Annotated in this window: 29 protein-coding genes; all 29 read left to right on the top strand. The window is 65.6% G+C overall.

Annotated features, from left to right (window positions below; genetic code table 11):
* On the top strand, positions 1-265 hold a 265-nt coding region (locus RMN73_RS11175), incomplete at its 5' end, for an FtsW/RodA/SpoVE family cell cycle protein (RefSeq protein WP_309603409.1).
* Complete coding sequence (gene murG / locus RMN73_RS11170) at positions 262-1,410, top strand: undecaprenyldiphospho-muramoylpentapeptide beta-N-acetylglucosaminyltransferase (protein ID WP_309603408.1); 1,149 nt, start codon at positions 262-264, stop codon at positions 1,408-1,410. The genes RMN73_RS11175 and murG, both read left to right, overlap by 4 nt.
* Positions 1,407-2,855, top strand: coding sequence for a UDP-N-acetylmuramate--L-alanine ligase (gene murC, locus RMN73_RS11165; RefSeq protein WP_309603407.1), 1,449 nt, complete (start codon positions 1,407-1,409; stop codon positions 2,853-2,855). Before murG ends, murC begins: the two co-directional genes overlap by 4 nt.
* Entirely contained in the window at positions 2,852-3,745 is an 894-nt protein-coding gene (gene murB, locus RMN73_RS11160; RefSeq protein WP_309603406.1) for a UDP-N-acetylmuramate dehydrogenase, read from the top strand. Before murC ends, murB begins: the two co-directional genes overlap by 4 nt.
* Positions 3,742-4,233, top strand: a complete 492-nt coding sequence (locus RMN73_RS11155; protein WP_309603405.1) for a DUF4262 domain-containing protein — start codon at positions 3,742-3,744, stop codon at positions 4,231-4,233. The genes murB and RMN73_RS11155 overlap by 4 nt, the downstream gene beginning before the upstream one ends.
* Positions 4,230-5,198, top strand: coding sequence for a D-alanine--D-alanine ligase (locus tag RMN73_RS11150; protein WP_309603404.1), 969 nt, complete (start codon positions 4,230-4,232; stop codon positions 5,196-5,198). The genes RMN73_RS11155 and RMN73_RS11150 overlap by 4 nt, the downstream gene beginning before the upstream one ends.
* A complete protein-coding gene (locus tag RMN73_RS11145) occupies positions 5,195-6,073 on the top strand; it encodes a cell division protein FtsQ/DivIB (protein ID WP_309603403.1) in 879 nt (292 codons plus the stop codon). The genes RMN73_RS11150 and RMN73_RS11145 overlap by 4 nt, the downstream gene beginning before the upstream one ends.
* 13 nt (positions 6,074-6,086) lie before the next feature.
* A complete protein-coding gene (gene ftsA / locus RMN73_RS11140) occupies positions 6,087-7,343 on the top strand; it encodes a cell division protein FtsA (RefSeq protein WP_309603402.1) in 1,257 nt (418 codons plus the stop codon).
* Between the two features lie 48 nt (positions 7,344-7,391).
* A complete protein-coding gene (locus RMN73_RS11135) occupies positions 7,392-8,618 on the top strand; it encodes an MFS transporter (protein WP_309603401.1) in 1,227 nt (408 codons plus the stop codon).
* A gap of 156 nt (positions 8,619-8,774) precedes the next feature.
* Entirely contained in the window at positions 8,775-10,178 is a 1,404-nt protein-coding gene (gene ftsZ, locus RMN73_RS11130) for a cell division protein FtsZ (protein WP_309603400.1), read from the top strand.
* 134 nt (positions 10,179-10,312) lie between these two features.
* Positions 10,313-11,956: an SPOR domain-containing protein gene (locus tag RMN73_RS11125; protein WP_309603399.1), complete on the top strand. Its 1,644-nt coding sequence runs from the start codon at positions 10,313-10,315 to the stop codon at positions 11,954-11,956.
* Positions 11,953-13,110, top strand: coding sequence for a deoxyguanosinetriphosphate triphosphohydrolase (locus RMN73_RS11120; RefSeq protein WP_309603398.1), 1,158 nt, complete (start codon positions 11,953-11,955; stop codon positions 13,108-13,110). The genes RMN73_RS11125 and RMN73_RS11120 overlap by 4 nt, the downstream gene beginning before the upstream one ends.
* On the top strand, positions 13,110-13,751 hold the full coding sequence (locus tag RMN73_RS11115; protein WP_309603397.1) for an NAD-dependent dehydratase: 642 nt from the start codon (positions 13,110-13,112) through the stop codon (positions 13,749-13,751). The genes RMN73_RS11120 and RMN73_RS11115 overlap by 1 nt, the downstream gene beginning before the upstream one ends.
* Positions 13,752-13,864: 113 nt before the next feature.
* Positions 13,865-14,539: a hypothetical protein gene (locus RMN73_RS11110; protein ID WP_309603396.1), complete on the top strand. Its 675-nt coding sequence runs from the start codon at positions 13,865-13,867 to the stop codon at positions 14,537-14,539.
* Between the two features lie 93 nt (positions 14,540-14,632).
* On the top strand, positions 14,633-14,965 hold the full coding sequence (locus RMN73_RS11105; protein WP_309603395.1) for a metalloregulator ArsR/SmtB family transcription factor: 333 nt from the start codon (positions 14,633-14,635) through the stop codon (positions 14,963-14,965).
* A complete protein-coding gene (locus tag RMN73_RS11100) occupies positions 14,962-15,438 on the top strand; it encodes an ArsI/CadI family heavy metal resistance metalloenzyme (protein ID WP_309603394.1) in 477 nt (158 codons plus the stop codon). The genes RMN73_RS11105 and RMN73_RS11100 overlap by 4 nt, the downstream gene beginning before the upstream one ends.
* A 5-nt stretch (positions 15,439-15,443) precedes the next feature.
* A complete protein-coding gene (locus RMN73_RS11095) occupies positions 15,444-15,959 on the top strand; it encodes an arsenate reductase ArsC (protein WP_309603393.1) in 516 nt (171 codons plus the stop codon).
* Positions 15,960-16,016: 57 nt separating this feature from the next.
* Positions 16,017-17,468: a DUF1800 domain-containing protein gene (locus tag RMN73_RS11090; protein ID WP_309603392.1), complete on the top strand. Its 1,452-nt coding sequence runs from the start codon at positions 16,017-16,019 to the stop codon at positions 17,466-17,468.
* A 2-nt stretch (positions 17,469-17,470) separates the two neighbouring features.
* Positions 17,471-18,622 carry a DUF1501 domain-containing protein gene (locus RMN73_RS11085; RefSeq protein WP_309603391.1) on the top strand — a complete coding sequence of 384 codons (1,152 nt, stop codon included), beginning with the start codon at positions 17,471-17,473 and terminating at the stop codon, positions 18,620-18,622.
* A gap of 78 nt (positions 18,623-18,700) precedes the next feature.
* Positions 18,701-19,288: a D-Ala-D-Ala carboxypeptidase family metallohydrolase gene (locus RMN73_RS11080; protein WP_309603390.1), complete on the top strand. Its 588-nt coding sequence runs from the start codon at positions 18,701-18,703 to the stop codon at positions 19,286-19,288.
* Positions 19,289-19,338: 50 nt separating this feature from the next.
* Positions 19,339-21,072, top strand: coding sequence for an arginine--tRNA ligase (gene argS / locus RMN73_RS11075; protein WP_309603389.1), 1,734 nt, complete (start codon positions 19,339-19,341; stop codon positions 21,070-21,072).
* Positions 21,072-21,830, top strand: a complete 759-nt coding sequence (locus tag RMN73_RS11070; RefSeq protein WP_309603388.1) for an SPOR domain-containing protein — start codon at positions 21,072-21,074, stop codon at positions 21,828-21,830. The genes argS and RMN73_RS11070 overlap by 1 nt, the downstream gene beginning before the upstream one ends.
* Positions 21,831-21,843: 13 nt before the next feature.
* Positions 21,844-22,518: an SPOR domain-containing protein gene (locus RMN73_RS11065; RefSeq protein WP_309603387.1), complete on the top strand. Its 675-nt coding sequence runs from the start codon at positions 21,844-21,846 to the stop codon at positions 22,516-22,518.
* Positions 22,518-23,525 (top strand): beta-N-acetylhexosaminidase, encoded by a 1,008-nt coding sequence (gene nagZ / locus RMN73_RS11060; RefSeq protein ID WP_309603386.1) that lies wholly within the window; start codon positions 22,518-22,520, stop codon positions 23,523-23,525. Before RMN73_RS11065 ends, nagZ begins: the two co-directional genes overlap by 1 nt.
* A 12-nt stretch (positions 23,526-23,537) precedes the next feature.
* Positions 23,538-24,287, top strand: a complete 750-nt coding sequence (locus tag RMN73_RS11055) for a ScpA family protein (protein ID WP_309603385.1) — start codon at positions 23,538-23,540, stop codon at positions 24,285-24,287.
* The gene (scpB, locus tag RMN73_RS11050; RefSeq protein WP_309603384.1) at positions 24,284-24,850 is read left to right on the top strand and encodes an SMC-Scp complex subunit ScpB; all 567 of its coding nucleotides are present in this window, start codon (positions 24,284-24,286) and stop codon (positions 24,848-24,850) included. The genes RMN73_RS11055 and scpB overlap by 4 nt, the downstream gene beginning before the upstream one ends.
* Positions 24,851-24,885: 35 nt before the next feature.
* A complete protein-coding gene (locus RMN73_RS11045; protein WP_309603383.1) occupies positions 24,886-25,167 on the top strand; it encodes a twin-arginine translocase TatA/TatE family subunit in 282 nt (93 codons plus the stop codon).
* Positions 25,168-25,182: 15 nt separating this feature from the next.
* On the top strand, positions 25,183-25,590 hold the full coding sequence (locus RMN73_RS11040) for a twin-arginine translocase TatA/TatE family subunit (RefSeq protein WP_309603382.1): 408 nt from the start codon (positions 25,183-25,185) through the stop codon (positions 25,588-25,590).
* Complete coding sequence (gene tatC / locus RMN73_RS11035) at positions 25,587-26,366, top strand: twin-arginine translocase subunit TatC (protein WP_309603381.1); 780 nt, start codon at positions 25,587-25,589, stop codon at positions 26,364-26,366. Before RMN73_RS11040 ends, tatC begins: the two co-directional genes overlap by 4 nt.
* The last annotated feature ends 124 nt before the right edge of the window (positions 26,367-26,490 follow it).

Here is a 26,490-nt window from a genome sequence, read left to right as displayed (position 1 = left end):
GAGCTCGTTTGCGATCCTCGCCGCGGCCGGTCTCGCCATCGCCTTCGGGCTCCAAGCGATGATCAACATGGCGGTCAATGTCCAGATCGCGCCATCGAAGGGCATGACCCTGCCGTTCATCAGCTATGGCGGAAGCTCGATGCTGGCGCTGAGCATCGGGATGGGATTGCTGCTCGCCTTCACGCGGCGAAATCCCTATCTGACGCGCTCGCCTTATGTCGTGAAATGGAGCGGGGAGCGGCCCAAAGTGTCGTCAAGCAAATGAACATCATCCTCGCGGCCGGGGGTACCGGCGGGCACATGATCCCGGCGCACGCGCTGGCCGCCGAGCTGACGCGACGCAAGATTGGCGTGGCATTGATCACCGACGAGCGCGGGGCACGGATCCCCGGGCTGTTAGACGGGGTGCCGGTGCACATCCTGCCTGCGGGGCGGCTGGGCGGCGGGCCGATCGGCTGGCTCAAGGCGGTCGGCGCGGTGATCAAGGGGCGCGGCCAGGCGCGGCGGCTGTATCGCGAGTTCAAGCCCGATGCAGTGGTCGGCTTCGGCGGTTATCCGGCGTTCCCGTCCTTGCTGGCGGCAAGCGCGGCGAAGATCCCGACCATCCTGCACGAACAGAATGCGGTATTGGGGCGGGTCAACCGGTTGCTGGCGGGGGAAGCGGAGGCAATTGCGACGGCGTATCCCGAAGTCGATCGGCTGAAGCCTGCGTATCTGGCCAAGGTCGAACTGGTCGGCAATCCGGTGCGCGAGGCGGTGGCGCGGCTGGGCGAAGCGCCGCTGCCGCCATTCGACGAGGTGGCGCCGCTCAAGATATTGGTCACCGGCGGGAGCCAGGGGGCGAGCATCTTGGGAATGGTGGTGCCAGCCGGGCTGGGCAAGCTCGAACCGTCGATCCGGCATCGTTTGCAGGTTGTGCAGCAATGCCGACCCGACGACATAGTCGCAGTCCGAGCATCATATGCCGCGCTTAAAATCCCGGCCGAGCTGATGACCTATATCACTGATATGCCAGCGAAATTGGCCGAGGCGCACTTGATCATCGCTCGCGCGGGTGCATCGACGATTGCCGAGCTTACCGCCGCCGGTCGGCCCGCAATCCTGATCCCGCTGCCAAGCGCGACCGACGATCACCAGACCGCCAATGCGCGCGAAATGGCCAAGGCGGGCGGGGCGCGGATGATCGTCCAGAGCGAGTTCACGCCCGAGACGCTTGCGCGCCAGATCGAGGCGCTGGCGCACGACCCAGAAGCGCTGGCCAATGCGGCGGCGCGGTCGCTGTCGGTCGGGCGGCCCAATGCGGCAAGCGACCTGGCCGATTTGGTCGAGCGGATTGCGGGCGGGGCGGTGCTGGTCGGGCCTGAAAAGGTTGCGACCCCTAGCGCGATGCCCGTTGGAGTCCCGGCATGAAGGCGATGGGCACCGAAATGGGGACGATCCACTTCGTCGGAATCGGCGGGATCGGCATGTCGGGGATCGCCGAGGTGATGCATCAATTGGGCTATAAGGTCCAAGGATCGGACGTCGCCGAAAATTACGTTGTGGAAGGGCTGCGCAAGGTCGGCATCCCGGTGATGATCGGCCAGTCGGCGGATAATCTTGGCGATGCTGCGGTGATTGTCACCTCGACCGCGATCCGGCCCGATAATCCTGAAGTTATCGCTGCGGTCGAGCGGCGGCTGCCCCGCGTGCGCCGTGCGGAAATGCTCGCCGAGCTGATGCGGATGCAGTCGACGATCGCGGTCGCGGGGACGCATGGCAAGACGACGACGACATCGATGGTGGCGTGCATGCTGGATGCTGGCGGGGTCGACCCGACGGTGATCAACGGCGGGATCATCAACGGCTATGGCTCGAACGCGCGATTGGGCAAATCCGACTGGATGGTGGTCGAGGCCGACGAAAGCGACGGCAGTTTCCTGCGGCTCGACGGGACGATTGCGATCGTCACCAACATCGATCCCGAACATCTCGATCATTATGGCAGCTTCGACCGCGCCAAGGATGCGTTCGTCGAGTTTGTCGAAAATGTGCCATTCTACGGGCTTGCGGTGATGAACATCGATCATGCCGAAGTGCAGTCGGTACTGGGGCGGATCCGCGACCGGCGGGTGGTAACCTACGGCTTTTCCGCTTTGGCCGATCTGCGAGGCGAGAATTTGCGCAGCGAGGATGGCGGGACGCGGTTCGACGCGGTGGTGCGCGGGCGCGACGATGCCAGGCGCAGCATCCCCGACATCTATTTGCCGATGCCGGGCAAGCATAATGTGTCCAACGCGCTGGCCGCGATTGCGGTCGCGATCGAGCTTGGCATGGACGATGCGACGATCGCCGGCGGGTTTGCCAAATTTGGCGGAGTCAAACGGCGCTTCAGCAAGGTTGGCGAGATTGGCGGCGCGACGATCATCGACGATTATGCCCATCATCCGGTCGAGATTCGCGCGGTATTGTCGGCGGCGCGCGACAGCATCCAGCCGAGCAGCGGCCATGACGGCATCGCCGACGGAGGCCGCGTGATCGCGGTGGTCCAGCCGCACCGCTTCACCCGGCTGCGCGATATGATGGACGACTTCCAGAACGCCTTCAACGACGCCGATATCGTCTATGTCGCGCCGGTTTATCCGGCGGGCGAGGCGCCGATCGAGGGGATCGACGCGCATGCCCTGGCCGACGGCTTGCGCCACCACGGGCATCGCATGGTCAAGCCGGTCGACAACCCCGCCGACTTGGCGGGCAATCTGCGCGACGTGGCGGCGAAGGGCGACATTGTGGTGTGCATGGGCGCGGGCGACATCACCAAGTGGGCCGGCGGCCTGGCGGCGGGAATTGCCAAGGCGCGGGCGAGAAAGAAGTGAGTGTCACGGCCGCCACAGCGGTGCGAGGCAAACTGAAGCCCGATGCCCCGCTTGCGCCGCTCGTGTGGTTCAAGTCGGGCGGCCCGGCGGAGACGTTGTTTGAGCCGGCCGATGTCGACGATCTGGTCGGTTACTTGCGGTCGCTCGACGCTGGCGTGCCCGTCATGGCGCTTGGCCTCGGCTCCAATCTCATCGTCCGCGATGGCGGGGTGACGGGTGTCGTGGTGCGGCTCGGCAAGGCGCTGGCCAAGGTCGAGCGTCTGGACGCGGTCACGCTGAAATGCGGCGGCGGGGCGAGCGGGATTTTGGTCTCCTCGACCGCGCGCGACACGGGGATCGCGGGGGTCGAATTTTTGCGCTCGATCCCGGGCACGGTCGGTGGTTTCGTGCGGATGAACGGCGGGGCCTATGGCCGCGAAGTGAAGGATATCCTGGTTGAATGCGAAGTAGTGCTTCGCTCGGGCGAAATGCGGACGATGGCGCTCGAGGAGCTTGGCTATACCTACCGCCACAGCGCACTGCCCGAGCAGGCAATCGTCGTCAGCGCGACCTTTCGTGGGCAGCCCGGCGACCCGGCGGTGATCCAGGCCGAGATGGACCGCATCGCCGCCAGCCGCGAAGAATCGCAGCCGCTCAGGAGCCGCACCGGCGGGTCGACCTTCAAGAACCCCGACGGCCACAAGGCATGGGCGCTGATTGACGCCGCTGGGTGTCGCGGGTTGATGCTGGGCGGGGCGCAAGTTTCAGAAAAACATTGCAATTTTCTTTTGAACACCGGCGCGGCGACCAGTAGCGAGATCGAGGCCTTGGGCGAGGAAGTGCGCCGCCGCGTGGCCGCGAAAACCAACATCATGCTGGAATGGGAAATTCAGCGAGTTGGTCAGAAGTGAGAATCTCCGATTCCGAATTTGAGGCGAAAATTATCGCCAATGTCGATCAACATGGTTGCAGCATCAATGTCGTAAGTGATCCAGACGGCGATGACCCCGCCTTTGCCTACTCGATTGGCTTCCCCACGAGTGTAAGCCAGCCAGAAGTTATCGTTTTCGGGCTGTCTAGTGACTTGATGCAAAGCATGATCAACGAGACGCAGCGGCAATGTTCAGAGGACGCCTTAACTCTCCAAGACGGTGCTGTTATCGCCGGGCTGCTTGAAGGCTTCAATTGCGTGCTTCGCGCGGTCCCGGAAGACGCAATCGATGCCGAGCATTTCAATAGTGCGATTTGGTATCGGCGCGTCATCATGGGCGAAAAAATGGACCGGGCGTTCCAAATTTTCTGGCCCGGAGCGTCTGACGGCCTATTCCCCTGGGACGAAGCGGCGGATCCGCATGTTGTCCGACTGCAATCAGAATTGCTGAAAGATATTGGAACGTGAACAAGGACATCAAAGTCGCCGTGCTGATGGGCGGGTGGTCGGCCGAGCGCGAAGTGTCGCTGATGAGCGGGCGTGGCGTGGTCGAGGCGCTCGAGGCGCGCGGCTGGAGCGATGTCACCGCGATCGACATGGATCGCAACATCGGCGCGGTGCTGACCGCGCTTCGGCCCGACGTAGTGTTCAACGCGCTTCACGGCACGCCCGGGGAGGATGGTACGGTCCAGGGGATGCTCGATTTGATGCAAATCCCCTACACCCATTCGGGCTGCACCACTTCGGCGATCGCGATCGACAAAGAACTGACCAAGGCGGTGCTGGTGCCGCACGGAATTCGCATGCCGGTAGGCAAGATGGTCGATAGCGCGCGGCTGTACGAGGGCGACCCGATGGCGCGGCCATATGTCTTGAAGCCGGTCAATGAGGGCAGCTCGGTCGGGGTCGCGATCGTCACCGACGGCTGCAATTACGGCCACCCGATCAGCGCCAAGGCCGAGGGGCCGTGGCTGCATTTCGAGCGGTTGTTGGCCGAGCCATTCATTCGCGGACGCGAGCTGACCGTGGCGGTGCTCAACGACGAGGCATTGTGCGTCACCGAATTGGTCCCGCACGGCGAATTTTATGATTTCGCGGCCAAATATACCGATGGCGAAACCGACCATATCTGCCCCGCCGAGGTGCCCGCGAACATCGCCAAATCGATGATGGACATGGCGCTGGCGTCGCACCGTTTGCTCGGCTGCAAGGGGGCGTCGCGGTCGGACTTCCGCTGGGATGACGAACTTGGCGAGGCCGGGCTGTATCTGCTCGAGGTCAATACCCAGCCGGGGATGACCCCGCTCAGCCTGGTGCCCGAGCAGGCCAAGCAGCGCGGGATTGATTATGGCGATTTGGTTGAACGGCTGATCGTTGAGGCCTTGGCCGGTGCGACAGGCAACGCGGATGCCTTGAACGAAACCGCACCGTGAGCGGATCGCGGGTCCGTCGCGGATCGCCCGGCAAGGGACGGCCGCGCGCGCGCACCGGCGGATCGCGGGTCAATGTCCCCAAGCGGCTGGTCGCCAGATTGCCGGTCGATCAGGGCGGGGCCAATCGGCTGGCGCGGTGGACGGTTGGATTGTTCGCAGCGGCGATTGTCGCGGTGGCGATGATCGCACTGCAAATCCCGGCCAAAGTCGGGGCGAGCCTGGGCGAAGCGATGGGCGAGGCAGGATTCCGCGTGAAAAGCGTCGATGTCACCGGGGTCCAGCGGATGGACAGCCGCCCGGTGTTCCAGATCGCGCTCGACCAGAAAAGCATGGCGATGCCGTTGGTCGATGTCGCGACGATCCGCCAGAAATTGCTTGGCTATGGCTGGGTCAAGGATGCCCGGGTGTCGCGGCGGCTGCCCGATACGCTGGTGATCGACATCGTCGAGCGCGAGCCCGCGGCACTGTGGCAGGATGCCAGCCGATTGTCGCTGATCGATGCCGACGGCGTGGTGCTCGACAAGGTCAAGGTCAGCGACATGCCCGATTTGCCGTTGCTGGTCGGGCCGGGGGCCAATGCCCAAAGCGGCGGGCTCAATGCGTTGCTTGGCGCGGTGCCGAGCCTCAAGCCGCAGCTCGAATCGGCCAACTGGGTCGGCGGGCGGCGCTGGGACCTGGTTTTCCAGTCGGGTGAGACGGTGGTGCTGCCCGAAGGCGACGCCGAGGCGCGACAAGCGCTTGCAAAATTCGCCAAGCTGGACAAATCGGCGGGATTGCTCGGGCGCGGGATCAAGCGCTTCGACCTTCGCATCCCCGGCAAGATGATCGTCCGCCTGCCGCAAGTCCCCGAAACCGCCGCCAAGACCGAAAGCTGAACCACCCACCATCATGGCCGCACCAACCCAGCAACCCCTCATCACTGCACTCGATATCGGATCGTCGAAGGTCAGCGCGCTGATCGTCACGCGCGACGAGGACGGGCGGTTGCGGGTGCTAGGGTCGGGCCAGCGCGAAAGCCGCGGAGTCAAGCGCGGCTATGTTACCGACATGGAATCATCCGAAGTCGCGGTGCGCGAGGCGGTCGAAAGCGCCGAGCGGATGAGCCAGGTGACGATCGACGACGTGTGGGCCAGCTTCGGCGCGGGCGGGCTGGTCAGCGATGTCGCCAATGTCGAGGTCGAGCTTGGCGGGCACCAAGTCGAGCAATCGGACATTGAGGAATTGTTGCGCGGCGGCAAGGCGGCGATCCACAGCGGTGACCGCACCGTGCTCCACGCGCATCCGGCGCTGTATACGATCGACGGGGTCGAAGGGGTCAAGCATCCGATCGGGCTTCACGCCGACCGCCTGGGGGTCGACATCCATGTTGTCGCGGCCGACCCGGCGCCGTTGCGCAATCTCGATTTCGTAATCCGATCGGCGCATCTCGGGGTGACCGCGATCGTTGCGTCGCCAGTCGCGGCGGCGCTGGCGTGTTTGACCCCGGAGGAGCGCGAGCTTGGGGTGGCGCTGGTCGAGCTTGGCGCGGACGTGACCAATGTCTCGCTTCACGCCGGGGGGATGCTGGTCGGGCTGCGTTCGATCCCGCTCGGCGCGAAGGATATCACCGACGACATCGCCTGCGCCTTCGGGGTGCAACGGCGCGATGCCGAGCGGCTGAAATGCTTTTACGGATCGGCGATGACCTCGCCGCGCGACAATCACGAGATGATCGAGGCCAATCTGATCGGGGCGGACGATGGCGACGAGCCGACCCGCATCACCCGCGCGCAATTGATGACCGTGATCCGCCAGCAGGTCGAAAACCTGACCAACCAGATCGACGCGGCGTTGAAAAGCCTTGGTTTCACCGGTCCGGTTGGGCGGCAGGTGGTACTGACCGGCGGTGGTGCGGAATTGAAGAATATCGCCGATTACATGCAGGGCGTGCTCGGGCGTGCGGTGCGGGTCGGGCGGCCGCGATCGATCACCGGGCTGCCCGAAGCGCATAGCGGGCCGGCGTTCGCGACCCTGGTCGGGCTGGCGATGCTGGCGTCGGGTCTGTCGGGGGACATTCGCGACATCGCGCTGGGATCGACCGTCGAGCGCAAGAGTGGCGGCGGGTTCGTGTCGCGGCTAATGAATGCGCTGAAGCAGGGCTATTAGTCGTTTCGCCCGCGTGATAGCGTTGCCGCCGGGTTCGGGGGGACGCACATGGCAACGCTGGCGCGCACGCAATCGGGCAATCTGACTCGCTGGCTGGTGCTGCTGCTCGGTGCGGCGGTGTTCCTCAACTATGTCGACCGCGGCGCGATCGCGGTGGCGGCGCCGGTGATGAAGGGCGAGCTCGGGATGAGCGCGACCGCGTTCGGGATCGCGGTCTCGGCCTTTTTCTGGGTTTATGCGCCGGTGCAATTGTTGGTCGGCTGGCTATGCGATCGCTTCTCGGTCTATCGCCTGATGGCGGGTGGGATCGTTTTATGGGCGGCGAGCACGTTGCTGATCGGCTTCGTTGGCGGATTCGCGTCGCTGCTGGTGCTTCGGGTGATGCTTGGCGTGGGCGAAAGCATCGCCTTTCCCGGCACGTCGAAGATCATCGCCATGAACGTTCCACCCGAGCAGCGCGGCATGGCCAATGCGGCGGTCGCGGCGGGTCTCGCGCTTGGGCCGGCGATCGGGACGCTGACCGGCGGACTGATCGTCGCCTCGCTCGGGTGGCGGGCGATGTTCATCATCTTCGGGCTTGCCACGCTGCTATGGCTAGTGCCGTGGCAGCGGGTGGTGCGGCAATTGCCGACGGTTGCGGCCGGTGGGGCACTGGCGCGGGTGCCGGCGGGCAAACTGCTCGGCAACTGGTCGCTGTGGGCGATGGGGATCGGCCATTCGCTGGGCAATTTCTGCTTCTATTTCCTGCTCGCCTGGCTGCCGCTCTATCTTGTCCAGTCGCGCGGCTATTCGATCGGCGAAATGACGATCCTCGCCAGCATCGGCTATGGCGTGCAGGCGGTGGCGGCAATGGCCTATGGCGCGATCAGTGACCGCTGGACCCGCTCGGGCCGGTCGGAAGCGACCATCCGCCGGGCAATGATGATCGTCAGCCAGTTGCTCGCGGGCGTGGCGATCTTCGGCATCTACCGAAGCGAGAGCGTCGGGGCGTTGCTGTTCTGGCTGTGCCTCGGCGGGGCGGCGACCGCGGCGCTATCGCTGAACCTCTATGCCATCGCCCAGATGTTCGCCGGCCCGCGCGCGGTCGGCACTTGGGTCGGGATCCAGAATGCTCTCGGCAACGTGTCGGGCATCGTCGGCCCGATCATCACCGGCATGATGATCGACCAAGCGGGGTACGGCAGCGCCTTCTATCTTACTGCGGGGGTAGCGCTAATCGGGGCGTTATGGTGGGCATTCGCGGTCCCGGCGATCCGCCAGATCGCATTCGACTGAACCGTCCCGTTATGAATCACGGGTGAGTCGCTAGCGCCACGGCGGAGCAGTTTTTTCGCTTCCGTTAACGTTTTCGCTTGCCGCTGGACTCATGATGATTCATTGATTCACCCTGAAGATTCAACGCGCAAAGCGAACAGGGGAGGGTCCAGACCCATGAGCATCGATTTCATCCGGCCGGAAGTCGACGAACTCCGCCCGCGGATCAGCGTCATTGGCGTCGGTGGTGCGGGGGGCAACGCCGTCGCCAACATGATCAAGCGCGACGTGCAGGGGGTCGACTTCATCGTCGCCAACACCGACGCGCAGGCCTTGAACGCGTCGGAAGCCGATCGCCGGATCCAGCTCGGGCTCAAGATCACGCAGGGCCTCGGTGCCGGATCGCGGCCTGAAATCGGCCGCGCTGCTGCCGAAGAGACGATCGAGGAAATTGAAAAGGCGCTCGAGGGCGCGCACATGTGCTTCATCGCCGCGGGCATGGGCGGGGGCACCGGCACCGGCGCCGCGCCAGTGATCGCCAAGATCGCGCGCGATCGCGGCATCCTGACGGTCGGCGTGGTGACCAAGCCGTTCGCGTTCGAAGGCGCGCGCCGTGGCCGCTCGGCTGACAGCGGAATCGAAGAATTGCAGCAGCATGTCGATACTTTGATCGTCATTCCGAACCAGAATTTGTTCCGCCTCGCCAATTCGGACACGACCTTCAAGGAAGCGTTCGAAATGGCCGACGAGGTGCTCCAGCAGGGCGTCCGCGGAATCACCGATCTGATGGTCATGCCGGGCTTGATCAACCTCGACTTCGCCGACGTTCGCTCGGTGATGGGCGAGATGGGCAAGGCGATGATGGGCACCGGCGAAGCGTCGGGCGAGAATCGCGCCATCGAAGCCGCCGAAAAGGCTATCTCCAACCCGTTGCTCGACGGGGTCAGCATGAAGGGCGCCAAGGGCGTGATCATCTCGATCACCGGCGGCGAGGACATGAAGCTGATGGAAGTCGACGAGGCCGCAAGCCACATCAAGGAATTGGTCGACCCCGACGCCAATATCATCTGGGGCAGCGCGTTCAACAATGGCTTGGAAGGCAAGATCCGGGTCAGCGTCGTCGCCACCGGGATCGAAGCCGAAACCGGGACGATGGCGACCCCGGCCAAGGTGTTCAGCTTCCCCGGCCGCACCGCGACCCCGGCTGCCGTGACCCCGACGGCGCCCACGCCGATGATCGACGACACGACCGACACGTCGAGCGATGACGACATGCTCGAGTTGACTCAGGACGACGAAGCTGAGGAATTGGTGCTCGACGGTGACGACATCCTGACCCAGCCGGTCGGATCGGCCCCGGTCGGACCGCCGGCCGATGATGAGCCGATGACGATCGACACCGAATCCACGACCGACACGGACAAGCCAAAGCTTGCGCCGGGTGGCGGGACGTTGTTCGAGCGGAAGTCGAACATCGCGCGCGGTGCGGCGCAGGCCGAGGGGACCGACGGCGAGCAGGCGACGTTCCGCCGCGAGCCGCTCGATATTCCGCGGTTCCTCAATCGGCAGAATAACCAATAATTTTCGGGACCGCCCGCCGGCTGGTAGGCGGGGCGACGAGATGGCCCTTCCGCTCATCGCCGCCCGGCCACCCTTTGGCGCGTCTTAACCTCCAGCAATGTTGGAGCAAGCTCGGGTCGGCCATTAGCCGGGTCATGCCGAATCACCGTGCCCGCGCAGCCCGCACCATTTTCGTCCTTGCCGTGCTGTCCGCACCGGCCCTTCCGGCGGCGGCGCAATATTCGCCTTATGCGGCGGCCGCGACCCCGGCCGATCCCGGCGCGGCGCTGGCCGGGGCGCTGCGCACGCTCGCGACCCAGCCCAAGGATCTGGCCGCGCTGATGGCCGCCGGGCGCGCCTCGCTCGAGATGGGCGACATGCAAGCTGCGGCGGGGTTCTTCGGTCGGGCGGAGGAATATTATCCATCGAGCCCGGCGGCCAAGGTCGGGGTTGGCGCGGCAATGACGATGATGGGCGATGCCATCGGCGCAATGGCTGTGTTCGACCGGGCGCAGACGCTGGGCGCGCCGCAATCGATGCTGGCGCTCGATCGCGGGCTGGCGTTCGATCTGCTCGGCCAGCAATCGCGCGCGCAAGCGGATTATCGAGCGGCGATGTTCGGTCCACAAGCCGATGAAGCGCGTCGGCGGCTGGCGCTGAGCCTCGCGATCTCGAAGGATATCAAAGGCGCGGCGGCAACGATCGAGCCGCTGCTGGCGCGGCGTGACGCGGCGGCGGTGCGGACCAATGCGTTCGTGCTGGCGCTGGCCGGCGACCGCGAAGGCGCGCGGCGAACGATCGATGCGGCGCTGCCCGGTGCGGGGGCACGGTTCGAGCCATTCTTCCGCCTGCTGCCAGTGCTCCGGGCCGACGAGAAAGCGATGGCGGTGCACCTTGGCGAATTCCCCAAGGATGCGGCGCAGCGTTATGCGCGGGCCCAGCCGATTTCCTCGTCGCCGGTGCTGTCGATCGGCAATCGGGCCGAAGTGCAGATCGAGCCGCGACAGGCGCGTAACCAAATCCAGGTGACCCCGCCGAAGAATGCCAAGGCCAAGCCGCCGGTGGTCCAGGTGGCGACGACCGAAGCGCCGCGCCGGGCGGTTCGCGAAGCTCCAAAACCGTCGACCTATTTCGCGATGAGCCGCCCGTCGCTTGATCCGTCGCGCTATGCTTCGAAGCGGCGCAAGCCGGACACTGCAGCGGTGTCGTTGAAACCGGCGGCCAAGGAGGCCGATCCCGAACCGCGACCGGGGTTCAAGCCCGATGAGCTGGCGCCGGTGGCCGAGATCGAAGAGCCGCTGGTGCCGGTCAATGCCGGGCCATTGCTCAACCCCGAGGGCGAGCCGATCGTAACGGGCGAGGTCGCGCCGATCGTGATACGCGAGGCCGCGCTTGAGCCGCCGCCGCGCCCGCTTCCCAAGCTTGAGATCAAACGGCCGCCGCCGTCAAAGCCGAAGGTAGAATTGGTCAAGGTGAAGAAGCCGGTCGAGCCGCCCAAGACGAAGGAAGTCGTCAAAAAAGAACCCGCCAGTCTGCTCTACGTCCAGCTGGCGAGCGGGGCGCATGCCGCGCGGATGGGGACCGAATTTGCGCGGATCAAGGCCAAGAAGCCGGGGCTGTTCGCCGGACGCAACGCGCGGGTGACGCGCGGCAAGGACCTGTTCCGGCTGGTGATCGGCCCGTTCAAGACGAAAAGTGACAGCAGTGAGTTCGTCAACCAGCTGTCGAAAGCTGGGATCGATGGGTTCAGTTACACCGCGCCCGACGGGATGATGTTCGACAAAATCCCGGCGAAATGAGGTCATTCGGGGGCCTCGCCGCGCAGCCAGCATCGTCGCGCGGCCGGGCCTTTGCGGAAGCGCCCGACGGCCCACGCGGGCCACGCGACGCCTTCCAGCGTGATCGGGACCGGATCGTCCACTCGGTCGCCTTCCGTCGCCTGCGCCACAAGACGCAAGTGTTCGTCGCCCCCGATGGCGACCATTTCCGGGTTCGGCTGACGCATTCGATCGAGGTCGCGCAGATCGGCCGCTCAATGGCCCGCGCGCTCGGGCTCAACGAGGATCTGACCGAGGCGTTGTGCCTGGCGCACGATCTTGGCCACCCGCCGTTCGGCCATGCCGGGGAGGACGCGCTGTCGGTGGCGCTGGCCGATGGCGGCGGGTTCGACCACAATGGCCACACGCTGCGGATTGTGACGCGGATCGAGGCGCCTTACCCCGACTTCGCCGGGCTCAATTTGAGCTGGGAGACGCTTGAGGGGCTGGCCAAGCATAATGGGCCGGCGGACGCGCCGGGCTGGGCCTTGACGGCGGCGGATGCGGCGTTCGGGCTGGAGCTTGGCGCATGGCCGAGCCTGGAGGCGCAGGTCGCGGCGATTGCCGACGATATCGCCTATGACAATCACGATATCGACGATGGCCTGCGGGCGGGGATTCTCGAGCTCGGGGAATTGCTCGAATTGCCGCTGGTGGCGCAATTGTGGGCAAGGATCGAGGCGCGGCATCCGGGGCTGGGCGAGGCGCTCAAGGTCAAGGCCTTGGTCCGCGACGGAATCGGGACGATGGTCGGCGACGTGCTTGATGAGACCGCGCGGCGGGTGGCCGAAGCTGGCGTGACGAGCATCGACGACGTGCGCGGCGCGGGGCGGCAGTTGGTCGGTTTTTCGGCCGAGCTTGGCGCCGAGGAGCGCGCGCTCAAGCGGTTTCTGTACGACCGATTGTACAATAGCGCGACGCTTCAGCCGGTGCGGATCGAGGCGCAGCGCGTGATCACCAATCTCGCCGCCGCCTATCGCGCCGACGCATCGCTGCTGCCCGACGGCTGGGCGGGCGAGGGCGAGACGGGACGCTTGCGCGGGATTGCCGATTACATTGCCGGAATGACCGACGGCTTTGCCATTCGCCAACACGCGAAATTGTGCGGGCCGGTGCACCTCCCGGATCGATTCTGATGCGGATCGCGATGATCGGGGCGACCGGGCTGGTCGGGCGGGCGTTGGCGCCGCGGCTGGCAGCAAAGCATGAAGTGCTGCTGCTCGGGCGGCGGTCGGCGGGGATCGACGGGGTCGAGGAACGGGTCGGGCCGATTGGGGAGTGGCCGGCCCTGCTTGCCGGGGAAACCTTCGACGTCGCGATTTCGACGCTGGGGACCACCATCAGGCAGGCCGGTAATTGGGCGGCGTTTCGGGCGGTCGATGTCGAGGCGGTGCTTGGCTTTGCGCAGGCCGCGCACGTCGCGGGCGCGCGACAGATGCTGTGCGTGTCATCGGTCGGGGCGCTCCACGGGGCGCGCAACAACTATCTGGCGATGAAGGGCGAGACCGAGCGCGGGCTGTCAGCGATCGGCTTCGAGCGGCTGGACCTTGTTCGTCCCGGCTTGCTGCGCGGCGATCGCGGTGGCGAGCAAAGGATGGCTGAGCGGATCGGGAGTGCGCTCAGCCCACTCGCCAATCTACTGCTGCGCGGCTCGCTCGACCGGTTCGCGGCGATCGACGCCGACACGGTCGCGGCGGCAATGGCGGTGCTGGTGGGTGCCGAGGGCAAAGGACGGCGCATTCACTTCAACCGCGATCTCAAGCGGCTGGCAAGCTGAGCCTCGCCAGTGCGCGTAATGGCGTATTGGCGGCGTCATCCGCACGCTGGCGATCAGGGGCTTGCTGGCCGGGACCGTAAATGCCAACAATCATCGTGAAATAGGAGATCATGATGTTTGTGTTGATTCTTGCCGAGTTGCTCACGGCAACCAGTTCCTCGCCATCCATGCTGCCGTTGGCCGAGGTCAGCGTTGCCACCGACGTGCCCGCGACGCGCAAGGTCTGTCGTGACGAAAAGCTCCCCAACAGCCGCTTTATGCGGCGAGTGTGCACGGTCGTCAAAGCCAAGCAAGTGGCGGTAGAGACGGCGCCGCAACCCCCGGTTGCGCCGGTTGCGCCGGTGATGACGACGTTCGGAATCGGCATGGACGTGGTCGATGGCCAGGGCATGGCAGTCGGCGTCCTGACCGCAGTGGCCGCAGATAGCGTGACCGTCAAAACCGACCGGCATCAGGCGCAATTGCCGAAGTCCAGCCTGACCATCAGCGACGGCAAGGCGCTGTTCGGGATGACCCAGGCCGAATTGAATGCGTCGGTCGAGAATAGCCTTGCGAGCACTGCTACCGCGGCCTTGGCGATTGGAGCCGAGGTCAAGGGCAAGGGCGGAACGCCAATCGGAACGGTCGATTCCGCCACTGGCGACAGTGTCACGATCAAGCTGGCCGGTGGGCAGAAGATCAGCATTCCGCGATCGGGGATTGCGATCGGGGCCGACGGTTCGGGGACGATCGGGATCACTGCTGCTGAACTGGAAGCACAGGTCAGGGCCGTCCGTCCGGCGGGTTGAGGTTGGTGACATTTCGATCAAAGTAGAAATGTTATTGACAAATAAGGACCGCTCAGTCATTTCGAGATAAGTCGAAACGTCTGTGAGATTGTGATGCAATCGGCCAATGCCATCGACGCGCTGGGCGCGCTTGCGCAGGAACATCGGCTGGCCTTGTTCCGGCTGCTGGTCCAGGCCGGCCAGGACGGTCTGTCGGCAGGGGCGCTGGCCGCAGCCTTGTCGGTCCCCAACTCGTCGCTGTCGTTCCACCTCGCCCACCTCAACCGCGCGGGGCTGATCGAGCAGCGCCGCGACGGACGGTCGCTGATCTACTCGGCCAATTATGCCGCGATGAACAACTTGGTAGGTTACCTCATGGAAAATTGCTGCAGCGGGGCGGATTGCTCGCCTGCCGCCACCCCCATGCGCGAAAGGAAATCTGCATGAAGCGCTTCCACGTCCACGTCGGGGTCAGCGACCTCGATCAGTCGATTGCTTTCTATTCCACCTTGTTCGGCGCGCAACCGACGGTGACCAAGGCCGATTATGCCAAGTGGATGCTCGACGACCCGCGCGTGAACTTCGCCATCTCGGCCGAGCATCATGCCGCCAAGGGAATCGAACATCTCGGCATCCAGGCCGAAAATGAGGGCGAACTGAGCGACGTCTACGCCCGGCTCAAGGCCGCCGATCGGCCGATGCTGGAGGAAGGCACAACCACCTGCTGCTACGCCAGGAGCGAGAAGTCATGGATCAGCGATCCCGACGGCGTGGTGTGGGAAGCCTTCCACACCAATGGCGAGGCGACCGTCTATGGCGACAGCCCCGCGCTTGGTGCGATGTCGGCCAGTGCATCGAACGATAGCTGCTGCGCCCCGGCAATGACCGCCGGACCGGCGCGCAACGCCAATTGCGGGTGAGCGACATGACCGACAAAATTTATAATGTGCTGTTCCTGTGCACCGGCAATTCGGCGCGCTCGATCCTGGCGGAGGTGATCCTCAATCGCCACGGAAAGGGCCGGTTCCGTGGCTTTTCGGCCGGGAGCTATCCGAAAGGCGCGGTGCACCCTGCCGCGATCGCTTTGCTCGACGAGCTTGGGCTGCCGACTGATGGACTGCGCTCGAAAAGCTGGGACGAGTTTGCACAGCCCGGCGCGCCACCGCTCGACTTCGTGTTTACTGTTTGCGACAATGCGGCGGGTGAAATGTGCCCGGCCTGGCCGGGGCAGCCGATGACAGCACACTGGGGAATCGAGGACCCCGCCGCAATCGACGGCGAGCAGCAGCACCACGCCTTCTGGACCGCCTATCAATCCTTGCAGCGGCGCATTCAATTATTTCTCGCTCTGCCGCTCGACAGCATTGACGAGCTCAGCTTGCAGCATGAGCTCAAGCAGATCGGCAAGTCCCTGGAGCATGAACCAACCCGTTCACCATAGCGGCTCATCGGGGGTTCAGGCTTGGCGGCGCAGCTTTCGCGTTGACGAGGAGCGCGCATGGTCGATCTGGCATTTGCCGAGAACAGGTTCGGGCTTGGGCCGCGCGGCGATGCGGCGGCTGGGGGTGATCCGCGCGGCTGGGCTGCGGCGCAGGTGCGCGGCGCGCCGCCGCGACTGGCCGGGGTGCCGAGCCGGCGCGAGGTGGCCGAGGGGCTGGCGGATTATCTGGCGGTGCAGCGTGAAGCCAGGATAGAGCGGCGCGAGGCGGCGCCCGCCCCAGCGGCGATGATGACGGCCGCCGACATGCCCAAGGGCGATTCGGCGGCGGCCAAGAAGCAGATCGATCCCGACGTCAGGATGGCGCGGCGCGAGGGGCGCGAGACCTACGCCCGGCTGGTCGCGGCGCGGGTCAATGCGGCGCTGACGACGCAGACCCCGTTCCTTGAGCGGATGAGTCATTTCTGGGCTAATCACTTCGCGGTCTCGGCGCAGAAGCAGACGACGCTGGGGTTCGCTGGTTTGCTCGAGATGGAAGCGATCCGGCCGCATGTGACGGGACGGTTCGGCGACATGCTGCTCGCGGTCGAACAGCATCCGGCGATGCTATTCTACCTCGACCAAGCGCAGTCGATCGGGCCGAACAGCCAGCTCGGAACGCGAGCCGCAGCGCGGGGCAACAATCGCGGGCTCAACGAGAATCTGGCGCGCGAGATTTTGGAATTGCACACGTTGGGCGTGCGCACCGGCTACGCTCAGGCCGATGTCACCGAATTTGCGCGGGCCCTGACCGGGTGGACGGTGGCGGGGATCGCGCGCGGGCCGGGGGCGCGGTTTGCGACTGGCGAACCGGGCGACTTCAGCTTCGTCGAACTGCTGCATGAGCCCGGCGCGCGGACCATCATCGGGCGGCGCTATGCCGAGGGCGGCGTAGCGCAGGGCCGCGCAGTGCTCGAAGCATTGGCGGTTCATCCGGCGACGGCGCGGCATATCGCGACCAAGCTGGCACGGCATTTCGCCGCCGACGATCCGCCGCCGACGATGGTCGTTCGGCTGGAGCAGGCGTTCCTCAAAAGCGGTGGCGATTTGCCGACGGTCTATCGCGCCTTGATTGATAGTCCCGAGGCGTGGGACCCGGCATCGGTCAAGTTCCGCAGCCCGTGGGACTGGACGATCGCATCACTGCGCGCGGTGGGCATCAGCGCGCTTGAGCCGATGGTGTCAGTCGGCACGTTCCGCGAATTGGGGCAGCCAGTGTGGATGCCGCCGAGCCCGGCCGGCTGGGACGATGACGCCGCCAGCTGGGCCGGGCCCGACGCGCTGGTGCGGCGGGTTGAAGCGGCGCAGCGGATTGCGGTGCGGGCGGGTGACCGCGTCGATGCGCGGGCGCTCGCGCCGAATTTGCTTGGCGCCCGGTTGAGCGACAAGACCAAGACGGCGATTGCGCGATCGGAAAGCCCGACGACCGGGCTCGCACTGTTACTTGCATCCCCTGAAATGTTGCGGAGGTAGAAATGTTGAATCGCCGCAGATTGCTGCAATTTGGTGGAGCCGGGGCGGCGTCGCTGGGCTTTGGGCTCGGGCTGCCGACGATCGCCTTTGCCGCCACCGCGCGGACCGACAAGCGCTTCCTGTTCGTCATCCAGCGCGGCGCGGCCGACGGGCTGGCGACGCTCGCTCCGACCGGCGATCCGGCTTATGCGGGCTTGCGCGGCGATCTGGCGGCGGATGTCGCGGGCGGGGCGAAGCTCGATGCGATGTTCACGCTTCACCCAGGGATGGTCGAGACGGCCAAGCTCTATGCGGCGAAGCAGGCGTTGTTCGTCCAAGCGGTCGCCTCCCCCTATCGCGACCGGTCGCATTTCGACGGGCAGAATGTGCTCGAGAGCGGCGGGGCCGGGGCGTATCGGGTCAAGGACGGGTGGCTCAACCGGCTGCTGACCGAGCTTCCCGGGGGCAAGGCGGTGGCGCTGGCGCCGACCGTGCCGCTGGCGTTGCGTGGGAGCGCTCCAGTGCAAAGCTATGCGCCGTCGAACCTGCCGCAAGCGGGCGATGACCTGCTGATCCGGATTGGCGAATTATATGCGCAGGACGCGCAATTGGGGCCGCTGTGGACCCAGGCGCAAGCGGCGCGGATGAAGGCCGGCGAGCTGGGCGATGCCAAGGGCGGCGCGGCGGCGGGACAACTCGCGGCGAAGCTGATGAGCGGGGCCGACGGCGCGCGGATCGCGATGATCGAGACCAATGGCTGGGACACGCACAATGGCCAGCGCGGGCGGCTGGCAGCGCAATTGCGCGGGCTCGATGCGCTCGTGGCAAATTTGAAGGCCGGGCTGGGCGCGGATTGGAGCAATACATTTGTGCTGGTGGCGACCGAATTCGGGCGCACGGCGAAGGCCAATGGCACCGGCGGGACCGATCATGGCACCGGCGCGATGGCGATGCTGATCGGCGGCGCGGTGGCGGGCGGCAAGGTGATTGCCGACTGGCCGGGCTTGGGACCAAGCGCGCTCTACGAAGGGCGCGACCTCAAGCCGACGATCAACCTCGACGCGCTGATTGCAAGCGCGCTTAGCCAGCATTTCGGGCTCGACGGCGCGCGCACCGCTGCACTGCTGTTCCCCGAGACCAGGCCGGGGCTGCTGGGGCAACGACTGGTCGCCTGAAGCGGGCAATCCGCCGCATCTTTGATCCGCGCGTTAAATTTATGTTATACGAGTCGCTGGGCTGAGGGGGATTTCGGCATGCGACGGGTTGTGACTGCGTTGTTCTTAACGGCGATTGCGGGTGGGGCGCAGGCCGCGTCATCGGGCAAGTTCGCGATCCGCACGGTCGGCGCGTCGACTCCCAAGGAAGTCACCTACCCGTCGATGGCCCCGCCCAACGCGCTGCGCGTGATGGGCCGCGAGCGCGATCCGGCGTTCGACAATAGCAACAATCCCGACCCCTCGCTGAGCTACCAGGGCGGCGGCCGGTCGATCGACATGAGTGATATCGCCCGGCTCGGCGCGCGCTGGGGGCGGGTGACGAGCATGTTGCGCAGCGCGCAGCATAATCGCGCGGTCGGCGGAGTCGCCAACAGCCATCATCTTCGCGGGCGGGCGATCGACATCGCGCGGCGCCCCGGCGTCGGTCATTGGGAAATTGCGTCGGCGCTTCGGGCTGCCGGTTATTCGCTGCTCGAATCGCTCGACGAGGGCGACCACAGCCATTTCGCCTTCGGATTGGCCGGCGAAACCAAGCCGCGCCGCGCCAGCCCGAAGATGGTCTTCGCGGGCCGTGGCGAAGTCACCCAATGGCGGGTGGTCTACGCCCCTCGCGCGGGGCGCTAGACCGACGCTTGCCGCGTGACGCACGGCCTTGCCTGCGCTAGAGGCGCGGGATGTCACTTTATGCACGTTATGGCGCGCTCCTCGACGGGGTGCTGGATCAGCTTGTTGCCGAGGGCGCGTTGCCGTCCGGGATCGAGCGCAAGCATGTCGCGGTCGAGCCGCCGCGCGACGCGTCGCATGGCGACCTAGCGACCAATGCGGCGATGGTATTGGCCAAGGCGGCAGAGACCAATCCGCGCGCGCTGGCGGGGCTGATCGAGTCCAAGCTGGCCGCCCTGCCGGGGGTAACCGGGGTCGAGATTGCCGGGCCGGGATTTATCAACTTGAGGATCGATGCCAAGATCTGGCGCGACGAGTTGCAGGCGATTTTAAGCGAAGGCTCGGCCTACGGGCTGAGCAAGATCGGCCGGCAAGAGCGGGTCAATGTCGAATATGTCTCGGCCAATCCGACCGGGCCGATGCACATGGGCCATTGCCGCGGCGCGGTGGTCGGCGATGCGCTGGCATCCGTGCTCGAAGCGGCGGGGTTTGCGGTCACGCGCGAATATTATGTCAACGACGCCGGCAGCCAGGTCGATACGTTGGCGAGATCGGCGCACCTGCGGTACCGCGAGTCGCTTGGCGCGACCATCGGCGATATTCCGGAAGGGCTTTATCCGGGGGATTATCTGGTCCCGGTCGGCCAGGCGCTCGCAGCGGAATTTGGCGACACTTATGTTGCCGCGCCCGAAAGCGATTGGCTCGAACTGTTCAAGGCCAAGACTGTTGCGGCGATGATCGAGCTGATCAAGCATGACCTCGCCTTGCTCGGGATCCACCACGATCTGTTCGCGTCGGAGGCTGCGCTGGCCGCCGCGGGCGGGCCAGATCGCGCGATGGAGGCGCTTAAGGCCAAGGGGCTGGTCTATCAGGGCGAGCTCGAGCGGCCCAAGAGCCTGACCGACGATGACGAGTGGGAGCCGGTCGAACTGACCCTCTTTCGCTCGACCCAGTTCGGTGACGACCAGGACCGGCCGCTCAAGAAGTCGGACGGCAGCTGGACGTACTTCGGCGGCGATGCGGCGTATCATTTGCAGAAGGCCGAGAAGGCCGATCATCTGGTCAATATCTGGGGCGCCGACCATGCCGGGACGGTCAAACGGGTGCAGGCGGCGGTGTCCGCGCTGACCAACGGGCGGGTCGATTTGGATGTGAAGATCATCCAGATGGTGAAGCTGCTGCGCACTGGCGAGCCGATCAAGATGTCGAAGCGGTCGGGCAATTTCGTTACGTTGGCCGATGTCGTCCGCGAAGTCGGCAAGGACGTGGTGCGGTTCATGATGCTGACCAAGCGCGCCGACACGCCGCTCGAGTTCGACTTCGCCAAAGTGGTCGAGGCGTCGAAGGAAAATCCGGTATTCTACGTCCAATACGCCCATGCGCGAATTGCGTCGCTGGGGCGCAAGGCGGCGGAAGCGGGGGTGTCGCTCGATACGGCGGCCGATCTCGCTCTGCTCGATGCCGAGGAATTGGGGCTGGTCAAAGTGATGGCGCAATATCCGCGCGCGATCGAGGCGGCGGCGCTGAGCCATGAGCCGCATCGGATCGCTTTCTATCTCAATGATCTGGCGTCGGCATTCCACAGCCTATGGAACCGGGGCAATGACGATCCGGGGCGGCGCTTCCTGATCGAGGACCGGCCCGATTTGACCCGCGCGCGGCTGGAACTGGCGCGCGGAACCGGGCAGGTGTTGAAGAATGGCCTAGGCTTGATGGGAGTCGAGGCCGCCGAGGAGATGCGCTGATGGCCAAGCCGGGGCCCGCCAATGACGAGGAACGGCTGCCGTGGCTCGAGCCGTATCGCGACAGCAAGGCGGCGGCGAAACTGGTCCGCCCCCAGCGCAAATCGCGCGGCGGAATGCTGGCGGCGGTTGCGGCGGTGGCAGTGCTGGTCGCGGCGGGCGGCGGCTACATCATCGGCCAGCGCAAGCCCGCGCCGGTCACGCCGACGGCGGAAATTGCGGTCAGGACAGTGCCGGCCGCGACTATTCCCGCGCCAGTAATTGCGCCGCCGGTCACCGAAGCGCCCGCCGCAGCGAAGGTCGAGCGTCGGCCCACCGTGCGCGTGGCGCAGTCGTCATCGCGGCAATCGTCGCGGCAGTCCGCTCGCCAGCGCAAGATCCGCAGCGCGGGGATCGAATCGGCGCAGATCAAGGCGGTCCTCGCTGCGCAGGAACAGCCACGGGTATTGACGCCGTCAATCCCAACGCCGCCGCGCGTCGTCAGTCGGCCATGGCCCAGGATGCCGTCGCCCGGCCCCGCGGGCCAGGTGATCCAGTTGGGCGCGTTCAAAAATCCGGCGCGGGCCAATGCCGCGCTTCGCCGCCGCCTGGCGCGATATCCATCGCTCGGTCAGATGCCGCGCGTCGTGGTGCCGGTGATAACCCGCCCGCGCGGGCAAGTGCTTTACGTCTTGCGCCTCGGCACGACTTCGCGCCAACAATCGGCAATCGTCTGCAAGAACCTTCGGGCCAGCGGCGACCATTGCCTGGTGATCGGCTGAGGAGCGATGCAAGATGAATGACAGGGCCACGTCAGGCGATAATGAGGCGCTGCCGTGGCTCGAGGCAGTCGATGACGAAGACCAGCCGCGCGGCGTGTCGGCGAGGAAGATGTTCGGCGCGTTGCTGATGGTCGGGATTGCGGTGGCGATCATCGCCGGGACGCTGTTTTACCTGGGACGGCAAAGCGGCGGATCCGGCCCGCCCGAGCTGATCCGCGCCGACGCCGGGCCGTACAAGATCAAGCCGACCGATCCCGGCGGACTCGATGTCGCGGGCGACAGCGGGACGGCGTTTGCCACCGGGGCTGGCGAGGACCAGGATTCGCGGCTCGACGTCGGCAAGATGGCCGAGCCGCCACCGCCATTGCCGGTGGCGGGCGAGGAGAAACCCACCCCGCCGCCCGCACCCAAGCCGGTGGCGCCGCCGGTGGTGGCCGAGGCGACCCCCGCTGTGCCAGGCGCGGCCGGACCGACGGTCCAGCTGGGCGCTTATGGATCGACCGCCAAGGCCGAGACCGCGTGGCGGATGCTGTCGTCACGCTTCCCCGCGGTGGGCAGCCTGACCAAGCAAATCGTGCCCTATAGCGGGGGCTTCCGCTTGCGTGCCGGGGCTGCGTCGACCGAGCAGGCCAAGGCAGCATGTGCAGCGGTTACCGCAGGCGGCGAGAATTGCTTCGTGGTAAGGTAATGCAAGCAGCGATTTACGGGATCGAAGGGCTGGAACTGAGCGCAGCGGAGCGAGGGTTTTTCGCTGACGCCAGCCCGGCCGGCTACATATTGTTCCGCCGCAATATCGAGACTCGCGAGCAATTGAAGCGGCTGACCGATTCCTTGCGCGAGCTCGAAGGGCATGACGGCGTCCCGATCCTGATCGACCAGGAAGGCGGGCGGGTGGCGCGGATGCGGCCGCCCGAATGGCATGCGTTCCCGAGCGGCGAGAAGTTCGACGCCTTATACCAGCTCGCGCCATCGTCGGCGATCGAGGCGGCGCGGGTCAACGCGCGCGCATTGGGGCTGATGCTCCACGAGGTCGGGATAAATGTCGATTGCCTGCCGATGCTCGACGTCCGCCAGCCGGGCGCGACCGACATCGTCGGCGACCGCGCCTTGGGGTCGGAGCCGATGCAGGTCGCGGCGCTCGGGCGGGCCATTCTCGACGGGCTGGCCTCGGCCGGGGTGCTTGGGGTGATCAAGCACATCCCTGGGCACGGCCGCGCCTTGTTCGACAGCCATCTGACGCTGCCAGTGGTCGACGCGGGCGAGGACGAACTGGCGATCGACCTCGAGCCGTTTGAGCGCTTGCGCGACGCGGCGATGGGGATGACCAGCCATTTGCTTTACACCCAGTGGGACGCGATCAGGCCCGCGAGCCAATCGCCGACCATCATCCACGATATCATCCGCGGTCGAATCGGCTTCGACGGCTTCCTGATGAGCGACGATATTGGGATGCAAGCGCTCGCCGGGGACCACGGCCAGCGCGCTTCGGAATGTGTTGCGGCAGGGTGCGACGTGGCGCTGCATTGCGATGGCAAGATGGACAATATGGTGGCGGTGGCGAAAGCGGTGCCGACATTGTCCGACGATGGTGAAGCGCGGCTGACGCGGGCAATGGCGATGCGCTTTACGCCTGAGGACGGGCTCGATTATGCCGCAGCGGTAGCGAAGAGGGATGCGTTGCTGGCATTGGTGTGACAGACTGCGCCGATGGACGCGTTCGATCTTTCTCCGCGTGAAGGCGACATTCTCACCCTGACCCTCGACGGGTGGGAGGGGCCGCTCGATTTGCTGCTGACGCTGGCCCGGGCGCAGAAGGTCGATCTGGCGCAAATCTCGATCCTCGCGCTGACCGATCAATATATCGCCTACATTGACGATGCCCGCGCGTTGAAGCTCGAGGTCGCGGCGGACTATCTCGTGATGGCGGCGTGGCTGGCCTACCTCAAATCGTGCCTGCTGCTGCCCAAGGATCCGGACATCGATCCGAGCCCCGAGGAACTGGCGCTTCGGCTCCAGCTCAGGCTGCAGCGGCTCGACGCGATGCGTGAGGCCGGGGCGCGGCTGATGGGGCGCGACCGCACCGGCCGCGACGTGTTCGTGCGCGGATGGCCCGAGGGGCTGCGGCTGGTCAAGAAGGCTTTATGGCAGGCGAATGCGTTCGACCTTTACGCGGCCTATGGGCGGGTGCGGGCACGGACCCAGCCGGCGATGCATGTCGTTGCGCACCGCTCGGTGATGACGCTCGACGATGCGATTACACGGGTGTTGGCGTTGCTCGGCGCGGCGATCGACTGGACGATATTGGAGTCGTTTTTGCCGGTGACCGGGGACCATGCCTATCGCAAGTCGGCGCTGGCGAGTTCGTTTGTGGCGGCTTTGGAGCTGGCACGGCAGGGGCGGCTCGAGCTGGAGCAGGCCGAAGCGTTCGATGATCTTTACGTGCGGCGGGTGGCATGAACGAGCTTGAACGATCAGTCGAGGCGACCCTGTTCGCCGCCGCCGAGCCGATGAGCGCCGAGGAGATTGCAGCGCATGTCGGGGCGGACAGCGTCGAGGGTGTGCTTGCCGGGCTGGCCGAACGCTTTGTCGGTCACGGCATCGAACTGGTCGAACGCGGCGGGCGGTGGCATTTCCAGACCGCGCCCGATCTTGCGCATCTGCTGCGCCGGACGCGCGAGGAGCAACGGCGATTGTCGCGCGCGGCGACCGAATGTCTGGCGATCATCGCTTACCACGAGCCGACCAGCCGCGCCGAGATCGAGGCGATCCGCGGGGTGCAGATATCCAAGGGCACGCTGGACGTGCTGATGGAGGCGGGGTGGGTGCGCACGGCGGGCCGCCGCGAAGGGCCGGGGCGGCCATTGCTGTACGCGACGACGCCCGACTTCCTGACCCACTTCGGGCTTGGATCGCGCAAGGATTTGCCGGGAATCGACGATCTCAAGGCCGCAGGGCTGCTCGATCCGCTCGAGGAAGCGATGTTTGAGCTTCAACTGGAAAGCGGCGACGAGGAGGGCTAAGAGGGGGCATATCCTCTTTTCGCGGAGTATTACTGATGGGCGGTTTCAGCCTCTGGCATATCCTGATCCTGGCGATCCTCGTGCTGTTATTGTTCGGCGGAAGCCGCTTTTCGAACATGATGGGCGACATCGCCAAGGGCATGAAGAGCTTCAAGCAGGGCCTGTCGGACGACGATGAGGCCAAGAACCGCCAGCCCGTGCCGCCGCCGCAGCAGCTTCCGCCGCAGGCCCAGGCGCCGCAGCCACCGATCGATATCACGCCGCGAGCCGCCGATCCGGTGGCGCCGCCGCCGCCGGTCGACGACCAAGCCCGCTAGACCGGAGCAGCGCCGATGTTCGGCGTCGATACGTCGGAATTCCTGGTCGTGGCGGTGATCGCCTTGCTGTTCATCGGCCCCAAGGATCTGCCGCGCGTGATGATGCAGATCGGGCGCTGGGTAGGCAAGGCGCGCGGCTATGCGCGGCATTTCACCTCGGGTATCGAAAATGTCATTCGCGAAGCCGAGCTGGACGAGATGGAAAAGAAATGGCGCGAGGAAAATCAGAAGATTCTTGCCGCTTACCCGGCTGACGGGCTGTATCCCGACCCGGTGCCCGCCGCGACCGAGACCGGGGCGGTGCCGGTGATGACCGCCTTGCCGCCCGCTGCACTCGACCCCGACCAGCCGCCGTTGCCGTTCGAAGTCCCCGCTGCGCCCGATGACGATCCAACCCCGCCAGCCGAACGGCCGCTGCCATGATCCGCGACCTCGACGACAGCAAGGCGCCGTTGCTCGACCATCTGATCGAGCTTCGCAAGCGCTTGCTGTGGGTGGTCGCGACCTTGCTGGTCGGCTTCTTCGTGTGCCTGTCGTTCGCCAAGCCGATCTTCGCGGTGCTGGTCCAGCCATTGCTCGCCGCCGGGCAGGGCAAATTGATCTACACCGACATTTTCGAGGCCTTCTTCGTCGAAGTGAAGGTCGCTTTCTTCGCGTCGCTGATGATCAGCTTCCCGGTGCTGGCGACCCAGATCTGGCGATTCGTTGCGCCCGGACTCTATGCCAAAGAGAAGCGCGCCTTTCTGCCGTTCCTGCTGGCGACCCCGGTGTTTTTCGCGGCCGGGGCGAGCTTTGCTTATTTCGTCGCGATGCCGTGGGCGCTCAAATTCCTGCTCGGGTTTGAAGGCAATGTGGGCGGGGTCGAGCAGGAGGCGCTGCCGGCGATCGGCAATTATCTGAATTTCACGACGCGCTTCCTGTTCGGGTTCGGGGTCGCGTTCCTGGCGCCGGTGCTGCTGATGATCCTCGAGCGCGCCGGGATCGTGACGCTCGAGCAGCTGTCCAAGTCGCGCCGCTATGCAATCGTCGCCTGCGCTGCGGTGTCAGCGGTGCTGACCCCGCCCGACGTGGTGTCGATGCTGCTGCTGCTGGTGCCGCTCTACTCGCTCTACGAATTGGCGCTGATCGCGATCCGGCTGACCCACTGGCGTGCCTCGCGCAAGGCGACCCCTGAAGCGACCGATACTGACGAGGGTTAGGAGCCCGGGCGCAATTTGGGCCCGAAATCGTCACCGGGGGGGGGAGGGTTGACGGTTTCGGGCCCATTTACGTGGATAGCGAGAGCGGGGGGGCAAAAGGTCGCTATCCGAATATCATAACGCC

Source organism: Sphingomonas sp. (assembly GCF_031372575.1).
Classification (GTDB): Bacteria; Pseudomonadota; Alphaproteobacteria; order Sphingomonadales; family Sphingomonadaceae; genus Sphingomicrobium.
This window is presented reverse-complemented; position numbering and strand designations above follow the sequence as displayed.

Coding starts and splice junctions, on each gene's coding strand:
- murG (WP_309603408.1), top strand. CDS start 262: ATGAACATCATCCTCGCGGCCGGGGGTACCGGCGGGCACATGATCCCG.
- murC (WP_309603407.1), top strand. CDS start 1,407: ATGAAGGCGATGGGCACCGAAATGGGGACGATCCACTTCGTCGGAATC.
- ftsA (WP_309603402.1), top strand. CDS start 6,087: ATGGCCGCACCAACCCAGCAACCCCTCATCACTGCACTCGATATCGGA.
- RMN73_RS11135 (WP_309603401.1), top strand. CDS start 7,392: ATGGCAACGCTGGCGCGCACGCAATCGGGCAATCTGACTCGCTGGCTG.
- ftsZ (WP_309603400.1), top strand. CDS start 8,775: ATGAGCATCGATTTCATCCGGCCGGAAGTCGACGAACTCCGCCCGCGG.
- RMN73_RS11125 (WP_309603399.1), top strand. CDS start 10,313: ATGCCGAATCACCGTGCCCGCGCAGCCCGCACCATTTTCGTCCTTGCC.
- RMN73_RS11120 (WP_309603398.1), top strand. CDS start 11,953: ATGAGGTCATTCGGGGGCCTCGCCGCGCAGCCAGCATCGTCGCGCGGC.
- RMN73_RS11115 (WP_309603397.1), top strand. CDS start 13,110: ATGCGGATCGCGATGATCGGGGCGACCGGGCTGGTCGGGCGGGCGTTG.
- RMN73_RS11110 (WP_309603396.1), top strand. CDS start 13,865: ATGTTTGTGTTGATTCTTGCCGAGTTGCTCACGGCAACCAGTTCCTCG.
- RMN73_RS11105 (WP_309603395.1), top strand. CDS start 14,633: ATGCAATCGGCCAATGCCATCGACGCGCTGGGCGCGCTTGCGCAGGAA.
- RMN73_RS11100 (WP_309603394.1), top strand. CDS start 14,962: ATGAAGCGCTTCCACGTCCACGTCGGGGTCAGCGACCTCGATCAGTCG.
- RMN73_RS11095 (WP_309603393.1), top strand. CDS start 15,444: ATGACCGACAAAATTTATAATGTGCTGTTCCTGTGCACCGGCAATTCG.
- RMN73_RS11090 (WP_309603392.1), top strand. CDS start 16,017: ATGGTCGATCTGGCATTTGCCGAGAACAGGTTCGGGCTTGGGCCGCGC.
- RMN73_RS11085 (WP_309603391.1), top strand. CDS start 17,471: ATGTTGAATCGCCGCAGATTGCTGCAATTTGGTGGAGCCGGGGCGGCG.
- RMN73_RS11080 (WP_309603390.1), top strand. CDS start 18,701: ATGCGACGGGTTGTGACTGCGTTGTTCTTAACGGCGATTGCGGGTGGG.
- argS (WP_309603389.1), top strand. CDS start 19,339: ATGTCACTTTATGCACGTTATGGCGCGCTCCTCGACGGGGTGCTGGAT.
- RMN73_RS11070 (WP_309603388.1), top strand. CDS start 21,072: ATGGCCAAGCCGGGGCCCGCCAATGACGAGGAACGGCTGCCGTGGCTC.
- RMN73_RS11065 (WP_309603387.1), top strand. CDS start 21,844: ATGAATGACAGGGCCACGTCAGGCGATAATGAGGCGCTGCCGTGGCTC.
- nagZ (WP_309603386.1), top strand. CDS start 22,518: ATGCAAGCAGCGATTTACGGGATCGAAGGGCTGGAACTGAGCGCAGCG.
- RMN73_RS11055 (WP_309603385.1), top strand. CDS start 23,538: ATGGACGCGTTCGATCTTTCTCCGCGTGAAGGCGACATTCTCACCCTG.
- scpB (WP_309603384.1), top strand. CDS start 24,284: ATGAACGAGCTTGAACGATCAGTCGAGGCGACCCTGTTCGCCGCCGCC.
- RMN73_RS11045 (WP_309603383.1), top strand. CDS start 24,886: ATGGGCGGTTTCAGCCTCTGGCATATCCTGATCCTGGCGATCCTCGTG.
- RMN73_RS11040 (WP_309603382.1), top strand. CDS start 25,183: ATGTTCGGCGTCGATACGTCGGAATTCCTGGTCGTGGCGGTGATCGCC.
- tatC (WP_309603381.1), top strand. CDS start 25,587: ATGATCCGCGACCTCGACGACAGCAAGGCGCCGTTGCTCGACCATCTG.